Origin of the sequence: Bradyrhizobium sp. 2TAF36 (assembly GCF_052114925.1) — a bacterium.
Classification (GTDB): domain Bacteria; phylum Pseudomonadota; class Alphaproteobacteria; order Rhizobiales; family Xanthobacteraceae; genus Bradyrhizobium; species Bradyrhizobium barranii.
In genome coordinates, this window is the sequence record NZ_JBFRFR010000077.1 from 1 (window position 1) to 17,029 (window position 17,029).

The following is a 17,029-nucleotide window of genomic DNA, read 5'->3' on the forward strand; positions in this document are numbered from 1 at the left end:
CAACAACCCCGTCCTCAAGGCCTTCTTTGAGCGCCTCGTGGCCAATGGAAAGCCGAAGCTCGTTGCCCTGATCGCCGTCGCCCGCAAGCTGCTGACCATCCTCAATGTCATGATCAGGACGAAAACACCATGGCAACCCGCTTGACAGCGAATCAGTCGCTCACCCGTCTCGCCGCTACGCGGCGAGCCACCCTCTCCCGCAAGGGGAGAGGGTAAGGGCGGTGCGTTCAGCGTCGAGTTTTAATCCCACACCGGCGCAAAGCCTGGATTGACGCAACGCCTGTCCTTGGGCAACGCCGCGATCTTCTTGCGGTCGGCATCGTCGAGCGTGATCTTCAGCGCATCGAGATTGGCCTGCTGGCTCTCGCGGCGCGAGGCCTTCGGGATCGCAGCGACACCGTTCTGGTCGAGCAGCCACTTCAGCGCGACCTGCGCGGCGGTCGCGTTGTGCCTGGCGCCGATCTCGGCCAACGCCGGATCTGACGCGATGCGTCCTTGCGCGAGCGGGCAATAGGCGACCAGCGGGATCGATTTGGCGTTGAGATAGGCCAGCACCTTCGATTGATCGAGCATGGCGTGATATTCGATCTGGTTGCAGGCGATCGGCGCCTTGATGTCCTCGACCGCGATCTTGAGCAGCGCCGTGGTGAAATTGGCAACGCCGATCGCCCGCGTACGCCCTTCCTCCTTCAGCTTCATCAGGGTCTCGAACACCGCGCCCCAGTTCGCGGATTTCGACGGCCAGTGCACGAGGTAGAGATCGACATGGTCGAGCCGGAGCTTGGTCAGGCTGGCGTCGAAGGCGCGGCGGATCGCATCGGGGCTGAGATTCTCGTGCCAGACCTTGGTCGTGACATGCAGCTCGCCGCGCGGCAGCCGGGCCGCGGCGAGCGCGGCACCGATCGGCTCTTCATTGGCGTACATCTCGGCGGTGTCGATGTGGCGATAGCCGATCGACAGCGCGCTCTCCACCGCCGCGCGGCAGGCATCGCCCTGCATGCGGAAAGTGCCGAGGCCGAGCTTGGGCATGCTGATGCCCTGTGTCTTCAGATGATCCATGAGCTAACTCCTGACGTATTTCAGCCGCCGAACACGCGGTGGGGCCGCAAGGGCAGACTCTTCGGTGATGGAAAAGAAGTGGCGGGAATGGAGACTATAGCGCAGGAGACGCGAGGCGGCCAATCAAGATCGGGTTAGTGCTGGGATGCGCGATCCGTCCCCACCGTCATGCCCGGGCATAGCCGTCCGAAGGACGGCGTCGCTTCCGCTCGCCTATGCCCGGGCATCGACGTTCTCAGGGCCGAGCAGCAGGGCGTGGATGGCCGGGTCAAGCCCGGCCATGACGACGGAGAGAGTTGCCCACTCACGAATGCTGCGCGACCACGGCCGGGCGCGCCTGCGGMTGCGGCACGATGTCGACCGACCAGAGGTCGCGGTTGTCGACGTCTTTCAAGGTCACGGTCATCACGCCGCTCGCACCGTCGATATCGACCCTGCCGAAGAACTGCAGGCCGAAGCACGGCGCGAGGTTCTCCCCCTGCGCCTCGCTGCAGCCGTTCTGGTACATCGCGACCGGGCCAAACGTATTGTCGAGCTCGCCCGGACCCCAGGTGCCGGCATGGAGCGGGCCGGAGACGAACTCCCAGAACGGCTCAAAATCCTGGAATTGCGCCTTGTTCGGATCGTAATAATGCGCGGCGGTGTAGTGCATGTCGGCGGTGAGCCAGACGATGTTGCGGATGCCGGCGCGCTTGATGGAGCTGAGGAGGTCGGCAATTTCATGCTCACGCCGATCGGGCGCTCCATTGCCGAGCGCGACGGCATCGAGACTGACGAGGCCGATCGGCAGGTCGGCCGCGATCACCTTCCAGGTCGCACGCGAAGCGGCAAGCTCCCGCTTCAGCCAGGCGAGCTGCTCGGCACCGAGAATCCAGCCGCGATGGTCCTCGCCCTTGTTCCAACTGTCGTCACGGTAGCTGCGCATGTCGATCATGAAGACGTCGAGCAGCGGACCGTAAGCGATCTTGCGATAGACGCGGCCCTGTCGCGCGCCGACGTCGCGGATCGGCATGAAATCGAAGAAGGCACGGCGGGCGCGCGCGACCAGGCGCGGCGTGCCGTCGTCCTCATAGCCGGCGTCGTCATAGCTGCCGGTCGGCGACCAGTCGTTGGTGACCTCGTGGTCGTCCCACTGTGCGAACATCGGCACCTCCGCATGGAACGCGCGAAAATGCTCGTCGAGATGGTTGTATTTGTAGTTGCCGCGGAATTGCGCCAGCGTGTGCGCGGCCTCGGCTTTTTCCTCGGTCACCAGATTGCGCCAGGTCTCGCCGTTCGGCAGCTTCTGCTCAGAGGGAATCGTGCAGTCGGCGTAGATGTGATCGCCGGAGTGGATGAAGAAGTCCGGGCGATTGTCGAGCATGGTGCGATAGCTGCGATAGCCGCCGCGCGAGATGTCGATGCCCCAGCCCTGCCCCGCGACGTCGCCTGACCACACGAACGAGATCGATTGCCCTGCGGCCGGCGCTGTGCGGAAATGGCCGACGCGGCTTTCGCCGGCAATGCCGGTGGCGATGTCGTCGAAGCGCACGCGATAGAAGATGTCCTGCCCGGACGGCAGATCGTTCAGCAGCAGTTTTGCGGTGAAGTCGGCATCGGGCAGCGCGTCGCGCGAAGCTGACGCCATGATCGTCTTGAAACTCTCGACGGTCGCGCATTCCACCTGCATCCGCGCGGGCCGGTCGGCGCGCGCCCAGATCACGGCGGAGCCATCCGAGACATCGCCGGACTGAATGCCACCCGCGATCTGCGGGCGATCGGCGGCGCGGCTGATGGATGGCTTTGCGAGTGTGCCGAGCGCGGCAACGGCGAGGCTTGAAGTCGAGCGGACCAGGAACTGCCGCCGGGTCCATGCGCGCGAGGCGCGGAGCGTTGCCATTCAGGAAACCTTCGTCGAATCACGACGGAAGGTGCCTGCGCTCCTTGACTCCTATCCTGACGGTTTCTTGACTCCGCGCCTACGGTTTTGCGACGCCCGGATGACGCGAGAGATCCGGCTAGTGCTTCCAGTTGCAGATGCCGCCGGTGCGGCACGGCCAGGTCTGGATGCGGGTGTCCATCGCCTGCGCGTCCAGCGGATTGCCGCGACGATGTGCAAGCTTGGTGCGCGCTGCGCCGCGCGGCTGGGCGCTCCTGGCATGAACAACCTTCGGCCCGGTCACGTGCACGCGCTCGGCGGCAACTTTCTTCGGCACGTCGATGGGTTCGCCGCGCGCCTGCGCCTCGTTGCCACCCTTCGCCTCCAACGCGACCGGGGCGAACTGCGTCTCGGGCCCAAGCCGCTTCGGCGACAGCACCGCCTTGGAGAGATCGAGACCGAGATATTCGTCGGGCTTGTAGTCGTCAGCGCGCGCAATGCCGCCCCATGCGAGCACGAGGGCAACGGCAACTGCAAAAGAAACGCTCTTCAGGACCACGGACGCCTCCTGAAATCACTTATTTCAAGGGGTAATTTACCTCTATTTAGGAGGCGTCACGCGCAATTCCAGCGGCCAAGTGCCGCCGTGGTTAAGAAGTTTGGCGGTGTCAGGCGACCTTTCGCGCCGCACCCGTCCCGTCCAGGAACCCCATCAGGCGGCTGCGGATGATCTCTTCCGCCTCATCCATGATGCGATCGACGAGCTCCTTGCAGGAGGGGATGTCGTGGATCAGCCCTGCGACCATGCCGCAGCTCCAGGCACCCGCGTCCATCTGGCCGTCCAGCATGATCTTCGGATAGACGCCCGCGACCTGGTCGTGGATGTCGTCGATGCTCAGCTTGGCGCCCTTCTCGCGCTCGATCTCGAGCAGACGATCGACGTTGGCGTTCTTGAGCACGCGCTCGGTGTTGCGCAGAGCGCGCATGATCAGGCGGGTGTCGAGCTCGGTTGCCGCAACAAGCGCGTTCTTCACGTTCTGATGCACCGGTGCTTCCCTGGTGGCGATGAAGCGCGTGCCCATGTTCATGCCGGCCGCACCCAGCGACAGCGCTGCGACGAGGCTGCGCCCGTCCGCCATCCCGCCGGAGGCGACGAACGGGATCTTCAATTCCTCCGCCGCGCGCGGCAGCAGGATCATGTTGGGAATGTCGTCCTCGCCGGGATGGCCGCCGCACTCAAAGCCGTCGACGCTGACGGCGTCGCAGCCGATGCGCTCGGCCTTCAGGGAGTGGCGCACGGACGTGCATTTGTGGATCACCTTGATGCCGGCGGCCTTCAGCGCAGGCATGTATTGTTCGGGGCTGCGCCCCGCCGTCTCCACCGCCTTGATGCCGCCTTCGACGATGGCCGCGATGTATTCCGGATAAGGCGGCGCCGCGAAGGTCGGCAGGAAGGTGAGGTTCACGCCGAACGGCTTGTCCGTCATGTCGCGGCAGCGCGCGATTTCCTTCGCGAGCAATTCCGGCGTCTTCTGCGTGAGACCCGTGATGATGCCGAGCCCTCCGGCATTGGAGACGGCAGCGGCGAGTTCGGCAAAGCCGACGAAATGCATGCCACCCTGAATGATCGGGTGCTCGATGCCGAACAGTTCGGTGATCGCGGTCTTCACGTAGGGGCCTCCCGGATTTCAGTTTGTATTGGGATCAGTCTAGCCGCAGTCTTGCTCCGCGGTCACCATTTCTCTCCGAAGGGACGGATCTCCATCTCGAAGGTCCAGGCGCTCTTCGGCTGCTGATAGAGCTGCCAATAGGCATCCGCGACAGATGACGGCGGCATCAGAAGATCGGGATTATCAATCGCATTCGCCCCGAGCGCTTCGAGCCGGCGCTGCCGCACCCACTCGGTGTCGACGCCGGAATCGATGATGAGATGGGCGACGTGGATGTTGTTCGGCCCGAGCTCGCGCGCCATCGCCTGCGCCACTGCGCGCAGTCCGAATTTTGCGCTGGCAAAGGCAGCAAAGCCGCTGCCGCCGCGCAAGCTCGCCGTCGCACCGGTGAAGAAGATGTTGCCGCCACCGCGCGGCAGCATCAGCCGCGCCGCTTCTCTGCCGGCCAGGAAGCCGGAATAGCAGGCCATCTCCCACACCTTCCGGAACACGCGCTCGGTGGTGTCGAGGATCGGGAAATTGACGTTGGCACCGACGTTGAAGATGCAGACTTCGAGCGGCGCATGCTGGTCGGCGTCATTGAGGAAGGAGATGACCTCCTCCTCTTTGCGTGCATCGAGCGAGCGCGCGTGAATCTCGCCGCCGGCGGCCTCGATGTCCTTCACCAGCGGCGCCAGCTTGTCGCCGTTGCGGCGCCCGGCAAAGACCGTGAAACCTTCCGCGGCAAATTTCTTGGCGATCTCGGAGCCGATGAAATCGCCGGCCCCGATCACGGCGGCTGTCGCGTTTCGCTTGGGCAAGGTCACCTCCTCCTGTGGGAACGGCATGTGATTGAGCCGGAGGCTATAGTTCTAAAATAGAACTGTCAAACTACAGGGGTGAATGGTAGCCTGCAGCGAGAATAGCGCTGATCATTCAAGTCAGTTCCTTTTTCTGACTTACTACCCTTTGCCGGAGATCGCTACATGAAGTGGGACACGCTGGATGAAGAGCCCTGCTTGCTCTCCCGCACCATCGCCGTGGTCGGCGACCGCTGGACGCTGCTGATCCTGCGCGAATGTTTTTTACGCGTGCGCCGGTTCGAGGGATTTCAGTCCTCGCTCCAGATCACGCGGCACCTGCTCTCGGAGCGTCTGAAGAAGCTGGTGCGGTTCGGCATCCTGCGCCGCGTCCCCTATTCCGAGGCGCCCAAGCGCTACGAATACATCCTGACGCAGAAGGGCCTCGACCTCTACCCGATCATCATGGCGATGGTGCATTGGGGCGACACCCACATGGGCGACGAGCGCGGCCGCCCGCTGCTGCACCAGCACAAGACTTGCGGCAAGGAGTTCGACCCCGTGATGGTCTGCTCGGAATGCGGTGAGCCACTGCATGCGAAACAGGTGCATGTGCATGCGGGGCCGGGGCGGAAGGAAGCGGTGGGGTAGAGTGGCGCCAAGCAAAAGGTGTCGTGCCCCGCCTCGACCGGGGCATCCAGTCGGTGGGCCGTTCCTTGCTCATCGGAGCTCGCTTTCCATGGGAGCTTACGCGAAGGGAACGCCGTAATACGAGTTGATGCCGCGGACTGCCGCGTCGTCACCCCAGTTCCAGTCGCTTCGTTCGTCGTATTTCGGCGCGCCTTCGAGCGTCTTGGCGGTAATCCCGGTGACATAGCCGCCGAGCTCCGTATCGTATTTCAGCGACTGCCAAGGCAGCGGATAGTGGTCGTTGCCGAGGCCCAAGAAACCGCCGAAGCCGAGCACGACGTAGGAGACCTTTCCGCTGACCTTGTCGATCATCACGCGTTCGATCGAACCGATCTTGTTGCGATCGGCGCCATAGACCGATGTTCCCTCGACCTTGTCGCTGCCGATCAACCTGCCCATCTCGCTGCGGTCCAACTCGTCTTGCATCAGCATCCCAATTCTCCACTCAGCCAACGTGTGAACCAACCGGGTCTGCGAGCGAACGTTCCGGCGCATGTTCTGGTGGTCGCATCAGACACGGAGCACGGTCGCCAGGGGCGATCAGCGAGCGGCCGCGGCCTCCGGTAGCATCAGGAAATCATGCATCGCGGCAGCAGTCTGAAGCTGATCGATGCGCGCCATAACAGAATCGCGCTGCTGTCCATCCGGCAAGCACGACAGTTCGTGCTCGAGCCGCAGCTGCTCTGCCTTGAGACGTTGTTCGAACGTGTGGGGCTCAGATCGTCTTCGCATCTTCCGTCCTCGGTGGTTGCAGCCCCGAGCTGTTGGCCCAGCGCTCGACTTGCTCGATGACCTTCTGATGGCTCGGACGCACCGGTTTGGGCGCCTCGGGCTCTTCGGAAAGCTTACGGGGTAACCTGACTTCCTCCGTCATGGCCTGTTCTCCCTCTCTTCCGAAAGAATGCGCCACCGCCAGAGTTGTTTCAATAATAACTTATTGATTTCACTGATTATTTTTACTAATCTGACGATTTTTCCGACTCTTGTGGAACTCGCGCCAAACTCGTTCGTTGAGCAAACTACTCAACTTACTCACTTTGCGTGATCGACCATGAATGACCTTCGCGCCGAGCGCCTCCAGGTTATGCTCTCGCCGGAAGAGCTGGCCGCCGTCGATGATTTCCGATTCAAGCACCGCATGCCGACGCGCGCTGCGGCGGTCCGAGAGCTTCTCAAGTTCGGGCTCGCAGCCGCGGGCATCGAGACGAGCATCGACCCGTCGGCAGGCATCAAATCAAGCGAGTTTGGTGTCTTTGGTCGCGGTCCCGAAGGACACGCGCCGGCGAAGCCCGAGGGCGACACCGAGGATTGAGTCTCTCCCAAGCAAAAACGACCCCGGCACAGTGGCGTGCCAGGGCCGTCCTTGGAGATTGCTTCCGGCGCACCGGGGGCATGACAGCCGGAAGCAATCCGTCGACTCGTCGCGAAGGGATTCGTTCCTCGCGAGAACTAGCCGGTCGGCGCGTCGCCGGAATCGTCCGGCATCACGCCGGAGCCCGGTGTCTTGGTGTTGTCGTTGAGCTTGGGATCGCGCGTTGCTTCGCGCGACGGCGAGCCCTTCGAATCCGTCTTGTGCACGGCTTGCGCGCGCTGCTTGTCGCGCGGTTGATCTTCCGCCCGCTTGTCCTTGACGATGCCGTGGTCGGAATGCGCCATGATGTCCTCTCGCCTCTCCAGATGTCCTGAAGCGCTTACGCGCCGGCACAACGAATGTTCCGGCGCGCGAGGCCCGCAGCGCTAACTATGCGTGGCGTGGATCGCCGCCGATGCATTCTCCAGATGCACCTGCCGCACCGTCGTCACTGTCGCGAACGCGACCGAGACGCCAAAGGCGAGAATGAGCGAGAGAAGAGCCAGACGTGGAGCCATCGCAAAACCTCCTTCTGGAATCGAAATCAACGCGATCGACCGTTCGTGGATGATCCTGGATTGGTTGCTTGCATTCCGTGAGCGGTCTCACACGCAGATTCACAGAGATGAGAGCGCTCACGCATCCTGCGTTCGGAGGACGCGGACCTTTACGGGCGGGATTTCACCGTCCAGCCAGTCCTGCTCGTTCGCCAATGCCGTCCAGGCAGCCGCCATGCGCAAATAGCGTTTGTGGGTGGGCTGCCCTTCCGCGCGCTCGGCGAGCTGAAGGCAGTTGTCGGCGTTATCCCTGAAGATGTCAGACTGTTTCATACAGAAGATGTGGGAACGGAACTCTCGCTCCGCAATCGCCCTTACCGGATCGTAACGCCGGGGGAACTTCGCACGCCATCGGTCATTGGAGATGCATGAGGATTCTCGTCGCGATCATCCTGGCTTTCATCAGCACCTCGGCGTTCGCCGACAATATGGGTGAGCGAACGGCCGGCGACCGCGTGCCGACCGCAACCGATGTCATCACCGGCCTCTATAGCTTCAGCCGTTTCCAGCAGGGCCTGCTGGAAAGCACCGACCTGAAAGGCAATGCGGAGGTGAAGAATCTCGCGGCCCTGCGCGCCGAGGAGGCGGGCAAGCGCGACAAAACCCTGAAGCAGATTCAGGACGCGATCGGTGCGGAGCCGCACGCCGGCAAGACGACGTCAGTGAGCGCAAGCCTCGTCGAGCCCGAAAATGCGGATGGACCGACTTACGTCAGAAGCTTCTATGCCGCGCAAATCCCCGAATATGACTCCGCCATCAACCTGCTCGAGCGCTATCTGAAAGCGCCCGACAATCCTGCGCTCGCCGCCTTCGCGCGCGARCAATTGCCGATGCTGCGCACGCAGGTGAAAGATGCGGAGCGCACCATGGCGGATAAATAGCAGCCCTATTTGTCTTCCGGATGATGCTGCTGGCTCTCCGGCCGCTGGTCGCGGTCCCCGTGGTCAGCGAATCAGCGCGTGACGTGGCGGAGCTTGCGGCAGGGTCGCCAGTCACAGCCCCGCGCCCGCTGGGCGCGCCAGCACCCTCTCCTAGGACGGCTCGGAGCTCTGGTGCAGCGGCCGGCCGGCTTTTTCCTGAACGGGATGGAACCATCGTCACTCCTCACCGTTATTTTGGCCGGGCTGAGCACGGCAGGTTCCAATTCCAAGCGCTGCAACGTTGGCGCTTGATTTCGAATTTGGCTGACGGTCTATTTTGACAACTGCGTCACGCCTTGGATTCGGCCGACGCCGCGGGGGAATCAGTATGAGCGACCTCGATCCCGGAACTGCATCACGCTCCGGTCGTCGCGTCCCAAAGCCAAAAACCAATGGTATGTCGGACCCGGATTCGCGGCCGGAATTGCTGCTCGCCTTGCAGGCGATGCGCAGCGGCGATTTTTCGGTGCGGATGAGCGGGGACTATCTCGGCATCGACGGCAAGATCGCCGACACTTTTAATGAAATCATCGCCGCCAACCAGCGCATGGCGCAGCAGCTCGAGCTGGTCGGTCAGGTCGTGGGGCGCGAGGGCAAGACCCGCCAGCGCGTGAAGTTCGGCCTCGCCAGCGGCTCCTGGGCCGACATGGAAGGCTCCGTCAACACGCTGATCGACGACCTCCTGTGGCCGACGCGCGAAGTGACGCGCGCGGTCGCTGCGGTGGCGCAAGGCGACCTGCTCCAGACTGTCAAGCTGGACGTCGACGGCCGCCCGCTGCGCGGTGAATTCCTGCAGTCGGCGACCATCGTCAACACCATGATCAAGCAGCTCGGCGTGTTCACCTCCGAGGTGACGCGCGTGGCGCGCGAGGTCGGCACCGAAGGCAAACTCGGCGGCCAGGCCCAGGTGCCGGAAGTGACCGGCGTCTGGAAGGATCTGACCGAGAGCGTCAACTCGATGGCGAACAACCTGACCAACCAGGTTCGTAACATCGCCGAGGTGACGATCGCGGTCGCCAACGGCGACTTGTCCAAGAAGATCACCGTCGACGTCCGCGGCGAGATCCTTCAGCTCAAGGAAGCCATCAACACGATGGTGGACCAGCTGCGCTCCTTCGCCTCCGAAGTGACGCGCGTGGCGCGCGAGGTCGGCACCGACGGCAAGCTCGGCGGACAGGCGATCGTGCCCGGCGTCGCCGGCACCTGGAAGGACCTGACCGACTCCGTGAACGCGATGTGCGGCAACCTCACCGCCCAGGTCCGCAACATCGCCAACGTGACGACCGCCGTGGCGCGCGGCGACCTGTCGCGCAAGATCACGGTGGACGTGCGCGGCGAGATCCTGGAGCTGAAGGACACCATCAACACGATGGTGGACCAGCTCAACTCTTTTGCCTCCGAAGTGACGCGCGTGGCGCGCGAGGTCGGCACCGAGGGCAAGCTCGGCGGCCAGGCCCAGGTGCCCGGTGTGGCCGGCACCTGGAAGGACCTCACCGACAACGTCAACTTCATGGCGTCGAACCTGACCGCGCAGGTCMGCAACATCGCCGACGTCGCGACCGCGATCGCCGGCGGCGACCTGTCGAAGAAGATCACGGTGAACGTCTCGGGCGAGATCCTTCAGTTGAAGGAAACGCTCAACACCTGCGTGGACCAGCTCAATGCCTTCGCCGGCGAAGTCACGCGCGTGGCGCGCGAAGTCGGCACCGAGGGACGGCTCGGCGGCCAGGCCAACGTGCTCGGCGTCGCCGGCACCTGGAAGGACCTGACGGAAAGCGTCAACTCGATGGCGTCGAACCTGACCGCGCAGGTCCGCAATATCGCCGAGGTGACCACGGCGGTCGCCGGCGGCGACTTGTCGAAGAAGATCACCGTGGACGTGCGCGGCGAAATTCTGGAGCTGAAGGACACCATCAACACCATGGTGGACCAGCTCAACGCCTTCGCCGGCGAAGTCACGCGCGTCGCGCGCGAGGTCGGCACCGAAGGCAAGCTCGGCGGTCAGGCCGTCGTGCGCGGCGTCGGCGGCACCTGGAAAGACCTGACCGATTCCGTCAACTCGATGGCCTCGAACCTCACCGGTCAGGTCCGCAACATCGCCGAAGTCGCGACCGCGGTCGCCAAGGGCGACCTGTCCAAGAAGATCACCGTGAATGTGTCGGGCGAAATCCTTCAGCTGAAGGAAACGCTCAACACCATGGTGGACCAGCTCAACGCCTTCGCCGGCGAAGTCACGCGCGTCGCGCGCGAGGTCGGCACCGACGGCAAGCTCGGCGGCCAGGCCGACGTGCCCGGCGTCGCCGGCACCTGGAAGGACTTGACCGACTCCGTGAACTCGATGGCGGGCAACCTCACCGCACAGGTTCGTAACATCGCCGAGGTCGCGACCGCCATCGCCGGCGGTGACCTGTCACGCAAGATCACGGTGGACGTCCGCGGCGAGATCCTTCAGCTCAAGGACACGCTGAACACGATGGTCGACCAGCTCAACCGCTTCGCGGGCGAGGTGACGCGCGTGGCGCGCGAGGTCGGCACCGAAGGCCGCCTCGGCGGCCAGGCCAACGTGCCCGGCGTCGSCGGCACCTGGAAGGATTTGACCGACAGCGTGAACTCGATGGCGGGCAACCTCACCGCCCAGGTCCGAAACATCGCCGAAGTGACCACCGCCGTGGCGCGCGGCGACTTGTCCCGCAAGATCACCGTGGACGTGAAGGGCGAAATCCTCGAGCTCAAGAACACCATCAACACCATGGTCGACCAGCTCAACGCCTTCGCCGGCGAGGTCACGCGTGTGGCGCGCGAGGTCGGCACCGAAGGCAAGCTCGGCGGTCAGGCCGAGGTGTCCGGCGTCGCCGGCACCTGGAAGGACCTCACCGACAACGTCAACTTCATGGCCTCGAACCTGACGGCCCAGGTCCGCAACATCGCCGAGGTCGCGACCGCGATCGCCGGCGGCGACCTGTCGAAGAAGATCACGGTGGACGTGCGCGGCGAGATCTTGCTGCTCAAGGACACCTTGAACACGATGGTGGAGCAGCTGCGCTCCTTCGCCGCCGAAGTGACGCGCGTCGCGCGCGAGGTCGGCACCGAGGGCCGGCTCGGCGGTCAAGCCGTCGTGCCCGGCGTCGGCGGCACCTGGAAGGATCTCACCGACAACGTCAACCTGCTGGCCGCGAACCTCACGACGCAGGTCCGCAACATCGCCGAGGTCACCACCGCCGTCGCGCGCGGCGACTTGTCCCGCAAGATCACCGTGGACGTGAAGGGCGAAATCCTCGAGCTGAAGAACACCATCAACACCATGGTGGACCAGCTCAACGCGTTTGCCGGCGAAGTCACCCGCGTCGCGCGTGAAGTCGGCACTGAAGGCGAACTCGGCGGCCAGGCCCAGGTGCCCGGTGTGGCCGGCACCTGGAAGGACCTCACCGACACCGTCAACTTCATGGCGGCGAACCTGACCGAGCAGGTCCGCGGCATCGTCAAGGTGGTGACCGCAGTTGCGAACGGTGATTTGAAGCAAAATCTCACTGTGAAATCCAAGGGCGAGGTCGCGGCGCTCGCCGACACCATCAACAACATGACCGAGACGCTCGCGACCTTCGCCGATCAGGTGACGTCGGTGGCGCGCGAGGTAGGCGTCGAGGGACGGCTCGGCGGCCAGGCCGACGTGCCGGGTGCAGCCGGCACCTGGAAGGACCTCACCGGCAACGTCAACCTGCTCGCAGCCAACCTCACCTCGCAGGTGCGCGCGATCGCGGAAGTCGCGACCGCCGTGACCAAGGGCGACCTGACGCGGTCGATCCAGGTCGACGCCCGCGGCGAAGTCGCCGAGCTGAAAGACAACATCAACACGATGATCACGAACCTCCGTCTCACGACGGACGTGAACACAGAGCAGGACTGGCTCAAGACCAACCTCGCCAAATTCACCAACATGCTCCAGGGTCAGCGCGATCTCACCACCGTCGGCCGGCTGCTGCTGACCGAATTGTCACCCCTGGTGAACGCCCATACCGGCGTGATCTACCAGGTCGAGAACGAGGATAGTCCGCGGCTCCTGTTGCTCGCCTCCTATGCCGGCGACGGCGTCTATCCCTATCAGCGCGTGCTCCCGCTCGGCGACGGCCTGATCGGCCAATGCGCCCTCGACAGACGGCCGCGCGTCATTGCCGACATTCCACCCGACGTGGTGCCGATCAACTCGGCGCTGTTCCGCGTCGCGCCAAAGAACCTCGTCGTGCTGCCGGTGCTGTTCGAAGGCCAGGTCAAGGCGGTGATCGAGCTCGCCTCGCTGACCTCGTTCACGACCTCGCAGATGACATTCCTCGAGCAGCTTACCGACTCCATCGGCATCGTGCTCAACTCGATCGAGGCGACGATGCAGACCGAAGGCCTGCTCAAGCAGTCGCAGCAGCTTGCCGGCGAGCTTCAGACCCAGCAGCGCGAATTGCAGCAGACCAACGACCAGCTCGAGCAGAAGGCGCAGCAGCTCGCCGAGCGCAACGTCGAGGTCGAGCGCAAGAACCAGGAAATCGAGCAGGCCCGCCGCGCACTGGAGGAAAAGGCGACCGAGCTCGCGCTGACCTCGAAGTACAAGTCCGAATTCCTCGCCAATATGAGCCACGAGCTGCGCACACCGCTGAACTCGATCCTGATCCTGGGACAGCAGCTCACCGACAATCCGGATGGCAACCTCTCGGCCAAGCAGGTCGAGTTCGCCCGCACCATCCATGGCGCCGGCACCGACCTGCTCAACCTCATCAGCGACATCCTGGATCTCTCCAAGATCGAATCCGGCACGGTGACGGTCGACGCCGAGGAGATTCTGACTGCAAACCTGCTCGAGACCGTCGGGCGGCCGTTCCGGCACGAGGCGGAAAACCGCAACCTGTCGTTCAAGATCGACGTCGACCCGAACCTGGCCCGCAGCATCGTCACCGACTCCAAGCGCCTGCAGCAGGTTCTCAAGAACCTGCTTTCCAACGCCTTCAAGTTCACCGCCGAAGGCGAGGTGCGCCTGAAGGTCGTCGCCGCGGTCGGCGGCTGGGGCACGGATCATCCGGTGCTGAACTCAGCGCCGGCGGTGATCGCGTTCGAAGTGACGGACACCGGCATCGGCATTCCCCTCGAGAAGCAGAAGCYGATCTTCGAGGCGTTCCAGCAGGCGGACGCCGGCACCAGCCGCAAATACGGCGGCACCGGTCTCGGACTTGCGATCAGCCGCGAGCTCGCGAGCCTGCTCGGCGGCGAGATCCATCTGCGCAGCGCGCCCGGCAAGGGCTCGTCCTTCACGCTCTATCTGCCGCTGAAATATTCCGGCCCGACGCTCGCGCCGCGTGCACCCGCGCCGCAGCAGTACAGTCAGCCACCGGCGTTGCAAGCGGCTGCGCCCGAACAGCAGCGCGTCATCGAGCAGATTGCCGACGACCGCCTCAACCTCGCGCCCGGCGATACCATCCTGCTCATCGTCGAGGACGATCCGCATTATGCCCGCGTGCTGGTCGATCTCGCCCGTGACAAGGGCTTCAAGGTTCTGGTCGCCGCGCGCGGCGCGGAGGCGCTGGAGCTCGCCAAGCAGTATCAGCCGCGGGCCGTTTCGCTCGACGTGTTCCTGCCTGATATGCTGGGCTGGACGGTGCTGAGCCAGCTCAAGCACAATCCGCTGACCCGCCACATCCCCGTGCAGATCATCACGCTCGACGAGGACCGCCAGCATGCGCTGGCCCGCGGTGCCTTCTCCTTCGTCAACAAGCCGACCACGACCGAGGGCGTCTCAGCCGCGCTGACGCAGATCAAGGAATATGCGCGGCCGCGGCGCAAGCGGCTCCTGATCGTCGAGGACAACGAGGCCGAGCAGCTCTCGATCCGCGAGTTGCTGCATCACGACGACATCGAGATCGTGACGACGGATACCGGCGCCGGCGCGCTCTCGACACTGCGCGAGGCACCCTGCGATTGCGTGGTGCTCGACCTGCGGCTGCCCGACATGAGCGGCTTCGAGGTGCTGGACCAGATCCGCAACGACGAGGCGCTGTCGAACGTTCCGGTGGTGGTCTTCACCGGCCGCGAGCTCTCGGCGGAGGAAGATGCGGAACTCCACACCATGGCGCGCAGCATCGTGGTCAAGGGCGTGGAATCGCCGGAGCGCCTGCTCGACGAGACCGCCTTGTTCCTGCATCGCGTCATCACGGAACTGCCGGTCGAGAAGCAGCGCATGCTGGAGAAGCTGAACAGTTCCGACGAAGACCTGATCGGCAAGACCGCCCTGCTCGTCGACGACGACGCCCGCAACATCTTCGCGCTGTCGAGCGTCTTGGAACGTCGGGGCATGAAGGTGCTGACGGCCACGACCGGCCGCGAGGCGGTAACGCTGGTCGAATCCAATCCGGAGATCGCCATCGTGCTGATGGACATCATGATGCCGCAGATGGATGGCTATCAGACCATCGGCGTCATTCGCGAAAATCCGGCCTTCGCCCGCCTTCCGATCATCGCGCTGACAGCCAAGGCGATGAAGGGCGAYCGTGAGAAATGCCTGGAAGCCGGTGCGTCCGACTACCTCGCCAAACCCGTCAACACCGATCAATTGCTGCTTGCAATCCGCATGTGGCTGCACCGCTGAGTTTGGATCCGCGAATGGACCACGAAAAGGTCAACATCCTCCTCGTCGACGACCAGCCGGCCAAGCTGCTCGCCTACGAGGTGATCCTGAAGGAACTCGGCGAGAACCTCGTGATCGCATCATCGGGCCGCGAGGCGCTGGAGGTGCTGCTCAAGACCGAGATCGCGATGATCCTGGTCGACGTCTGCATGCCCGAGCTCGACGGATTCGAGCTGGCCGCGATGATCCGCGAGCATCCGCGCTTCCAGAAGACCGCGATGATCTTCATCTCGGCCATTCAGGTCAGCGATATCGACCGCTTACGCGGCTACGAGATGGGTGCCGTCGACTACGTCCCGGTGCCGGTCGTGCCGGAGGTGCTGCGCGCCAAGATCAAGGTGTTCGCCGAACTCTACCGCAAGACACGCGAGCTCGAACGGCTGAACCAGGAGCTCGAAGACCGCGTTCGCGCACGCACGGCCGAGCTGGAGAATTCCACCGCAAAGCTGCGCGAGAGCGAAGAGCGGCGCAGCATGGCGATCGCCGCCGGCAAGATGGGATCGTGGGACTGGGACTGGGTCAACGGCGACTGGATGTGGGACGAAGGCCAGTACCGCATCTTCGGCGTGACGCCGGAGACCTTCAACGTCACCTCAGCCAACATCCAGGCGCTGCTGCACCCTGATGACGTCGACCAGTTCGGCCAGGCGATTGCCGCGTTCAACACCGGCGCGCACGCCTATGAAGGCGAGTTTCGCGTCAGCCGGCCCGATGGCGAGGTGCGCTGGTGCGTCGGCACGGCAGCCGCGACGGTGGACCAGGGCGGCCGCGTGGTGCGCGTGAGCGGCGTCACCGTGGACATCACCGAACGCAAACGCGCGGAAGAGAGACAAAACCTGCTGGCGCGCGAGGTGGATCATCGAGCCAAGAACGCGCTGGCGCTGGCGCAATCGATCGTGCGCCTCACCCGCGCCGACGAGGTCAAGGCTTACGTCAACGCCGTCGAGGGGCGCATCAACGCGCTGGCGCGCGTGCACACGATCCTGTCGCTGTCGAGCTGGCAGGGCGCCGAACTCTCAAGGCTGATCGACGAGGAGCTCGCGCCCTACTCGCTCGGCGGCCAGATCAAGCTGGCCGGTCCGGAAGTTCAGCTGGCGCCGGCGACAGCGCAGACGCTGGCGCTGGCGCTGCATGAGCTTTTCACCAACTCGGCGAAATATGGCGCGCTCTCGACGCGGTCTGGGCGGCTTGCGATCGGCTGGCAGGTCGAGGACGACCACCTCACACTGACCTGGGACGAAACCGGCGGTCCGCTGGTGAGGACGCCGAAATCCCGTGGCTTCGGCACGCGGAGCCTGCTTGCCAGTGTGGAATCGCAACTCGGCGGACAGGCGGAATTCAACTGGCGTGCCGAAGGCCTGTTGTGCCGCCTTGAGGTGCCGCTGACGCGGAAGACCGTAGCGCCGCCGGCCGCGAGCAAGTTCGACGTGGCTCCGTCCGAACCCCTTCAGCGGGCCTCAGGCTAGCGCGTTTGCGAGCGAAGT

General features: G+C 64.1%; 15 protein-coding genes and 1 pseudogene. 6 read left to right on the plus strand and 10 right to left on the minus strand.

What is annotated here, in order from left to right:
- Window positions 1-145 (plus strand): annotated as a pseudogene (locus AB4Z51_RS34865) (IS110 family transposase); the annotation flags it as partial.
- A 95-nt stretch (window positions 146-240) separates the two neighbouring features.
- On the opposite strand, the gene AB4Z51_RS34870 reads toward AB4Z51_RS34865, so the two are convergent.
- From AB4Z51_RS34870 to AB4Z51_RS34890, 5 genes are all read right to left on the minus strand, one after another.
- On the minus strand, window positions 241-1,059 hold the full coding sequence (locus AB4Z51_RS34870; protein WP_085401303.1) for an aldo/keto reductase: 819 nt from the start codon (window positions 1,057-1,059) through the stop codon (window positions 241-243).
- A gap of 304 nt (window positions 1,060-1,363) precedes the next feature.
- Window positions 1,364-2,938, minus strand: coding sequence for an alkaline phosphatase D family protein (locus AB4Z51_RS34875; protein ID WP_441498924.1), 1,575 nt, complete (start codon window positions 2,936-2,938; stop codon window positions 1,364-1,366).
- Window positions 2,939-3,056: 118 nt separating this feature from the next.
- Window positions 3,057-3,476, minus strand: coding sequence for a hypothetical protein (locus AB4Z51_RS34880; RefSeq protein ID WP_085401305.1), 420 nt, complete (start codon window positions 3,474-3,476; stop codon window positions 3,057-3,059).
- A 109-nt stretch (window positions 3,477-3,585) separates the two neighbouring features.
- The gene (locus tag AB4Z51_RS34885) at window positions 3,586-4,587 is read right to left on the minus strand and encodes an NAD(P)H-dependent flavin oxidoreductase (RefSeq protein WP_085401306.1); all 1,002 of its coding nucleotides are present in this window, start codon (window positions 4,585-4,587) and stop codon (window positions 3,586-3,588) included.
- Between the two features lie 62 nt (window positions 4,588-4,649).
- Complete coding sequence (locus tag AB4Z51_RS34890; protein WP_085401331.1) at window positions 4,650-5,387, minus strand: SDR family oxidoreductase; 738 nt, start codon at window positions 5,385-5,387, stop codon at window positions 4,650-4,652.
- Between the two features lie 165 nt (window positions 5,388-5,552).
- Here AB4Z51_RS34890 and AB4Z51_RS34895 point away from each other — a divergent pair, with 165 nt between their 5' ends.
- A complete protein-coding gene (locus AB4Z51_RS34895; protein ID WP_441498925.1) occupies window positions 5,553-6,017 on the plus strand; it encodes a winged helix-turn-helix transcriptional regulator in 465 nt (154 codons plus the stop codon).
- Window positions 6,018-6,113: 96 nt separating this feature from the next.
- On the opposite strand, the gene AB4Z51_RS34900 is transcribed toward AB4Z51_RS34895, so the two are convergent.
- A complete protein-coding gene (locus AB4Z51_RS34900; RefSeq protein ID WP_085401308.1) occupies window positions 6,114-6,488 on the minus strand; it encodes a PRC-barrel domain-containing protein in 375 nt (124 codons plus the stop codon).
- Window positions 6,489-6,771: 283 nt separating this feature from the next.
- Window positions 6,772-6,930, minus strand: a complete 159-nt coding sequence (locus AB4Z51_RS34905) for a hypothetical protein (RefSeq protein WP_166350489.1) — start codon at window positions 6,928-6,930, stop codon at window positions 6,772-6,774.
- Window positions 6,931-7,107: 177 nt separating this feature from the next.
- On the opposite strand from AB4Z51_RS34905, the gene AB4Z51_RS34910 reads away from it, so the two are divergent.
- Window positions 7,108-7,368 carry a hypothetical protein gene (locus tag AB4Z51_RS34910; RefSeq protein WP_028148230.1) on the plus strand — a complete coding sequence of 87 codons (261 nt, stop codon included), beginning with the start codon at window positions 7,108-7,110 and terminating at the stop codon, window positions 7,366-7,368.
- A 137-nt stretch (window positions 7,369-7,505) separates the two neighbouring features.
- Here the strand turns inward: AB4Z51_RS34910 and AB4Z51_RS34915 are convergent, their stop codons facing one another.
- From AB4Z51_RS34915 to AB4Z51_RS34925, 3 genes are all read right to left on the minus strand, one after another.
- Window positions 7,506-7,712, minus strand: coding sequence for a hypothetical protein (locus tag AB4Z51_RS34915; RefSeq protein ID WP_028148231.1), 207 nt, complete (start codon window positions 7,710-7,712; stop codon window positions 7,506-7,508).
- Window positions 7,713-7,793: 81 nt separating this feature from the next.
- The gene (locus tag AB4Z51_RS34920) at window positions 7,794-7,925 is read right to left on the minus strand and encodes a hypothetical protein (protein ID WP_256376429.1); all 132 of its coding nucleotides are present in this window, start codon (window positions 7,923-7,925) and stop codon (window positions 7,794-7,796) included.
- 117 nt (window positions 7,926-8,042) lie between these two features.
- Complete coding sequence (locus tag AB4Z51_RS34925; RefSeq protein ID WP_085401310.1) at window positions 8,043-8,237, minus strand: hypothetical protein; 195 nt, start codon at window positions 8,235-8,237, stop codon at window positions 8,043-8,045.
- A gap of 95 nt (window positions 8,238-8,332) precedes the next feature.
- Here AB4Z51_RS34925 and AB4Z51_RS34930 point away from each other — a divergent pair, with 95 nt between their 5' ends.
- The 3 genes from AB4Z51_RS34930 (at window position 8,333) to AB4Z51_RS34940 (ending at window position 17,011) form a co-directional block, all read left to right on the plus strand.
- A complete protein-coding gene (locus AB4Z51_RS34930; RefSeq protein ID WP_085401311.1) occupies window positions 8,333-8,845 on the plus strand; it encodes a DUF4142 domain-containing protein in 513 nt (170 codons plus the stop codon).
- Between the two features lie 367 nt (window positions 8,846-9,212).
- Window positions 9,213-15,506: a HAMP domain-containing protein gene (locus AB4Z51_RS34935; RefSeq protein WP_441498926.1), complete on the plus strand. Its 6,294-nt coding sequence runs from the start codon at window positions 9,213-9,215 to the stop codon at window positions 15,504-15,506.
- Window positions 15,507-15,520: 14 nt separating this feature from the next.
- The gene (locus tag AB4Z51_RS34940) at window positions 15,521-17,011 is read left to right on the plus strand and encodes an HWE histidine kinase domain-containing protein (protein WP_441498927.1); all 1,491 of its coding nucleotides are present in this window, start codon (window positions 15,521-15,523) and stop codon (window positions 17,009-17,011) included.
- Window positions 17,012-17,029 lie beyond the last annotated feature (18 nt).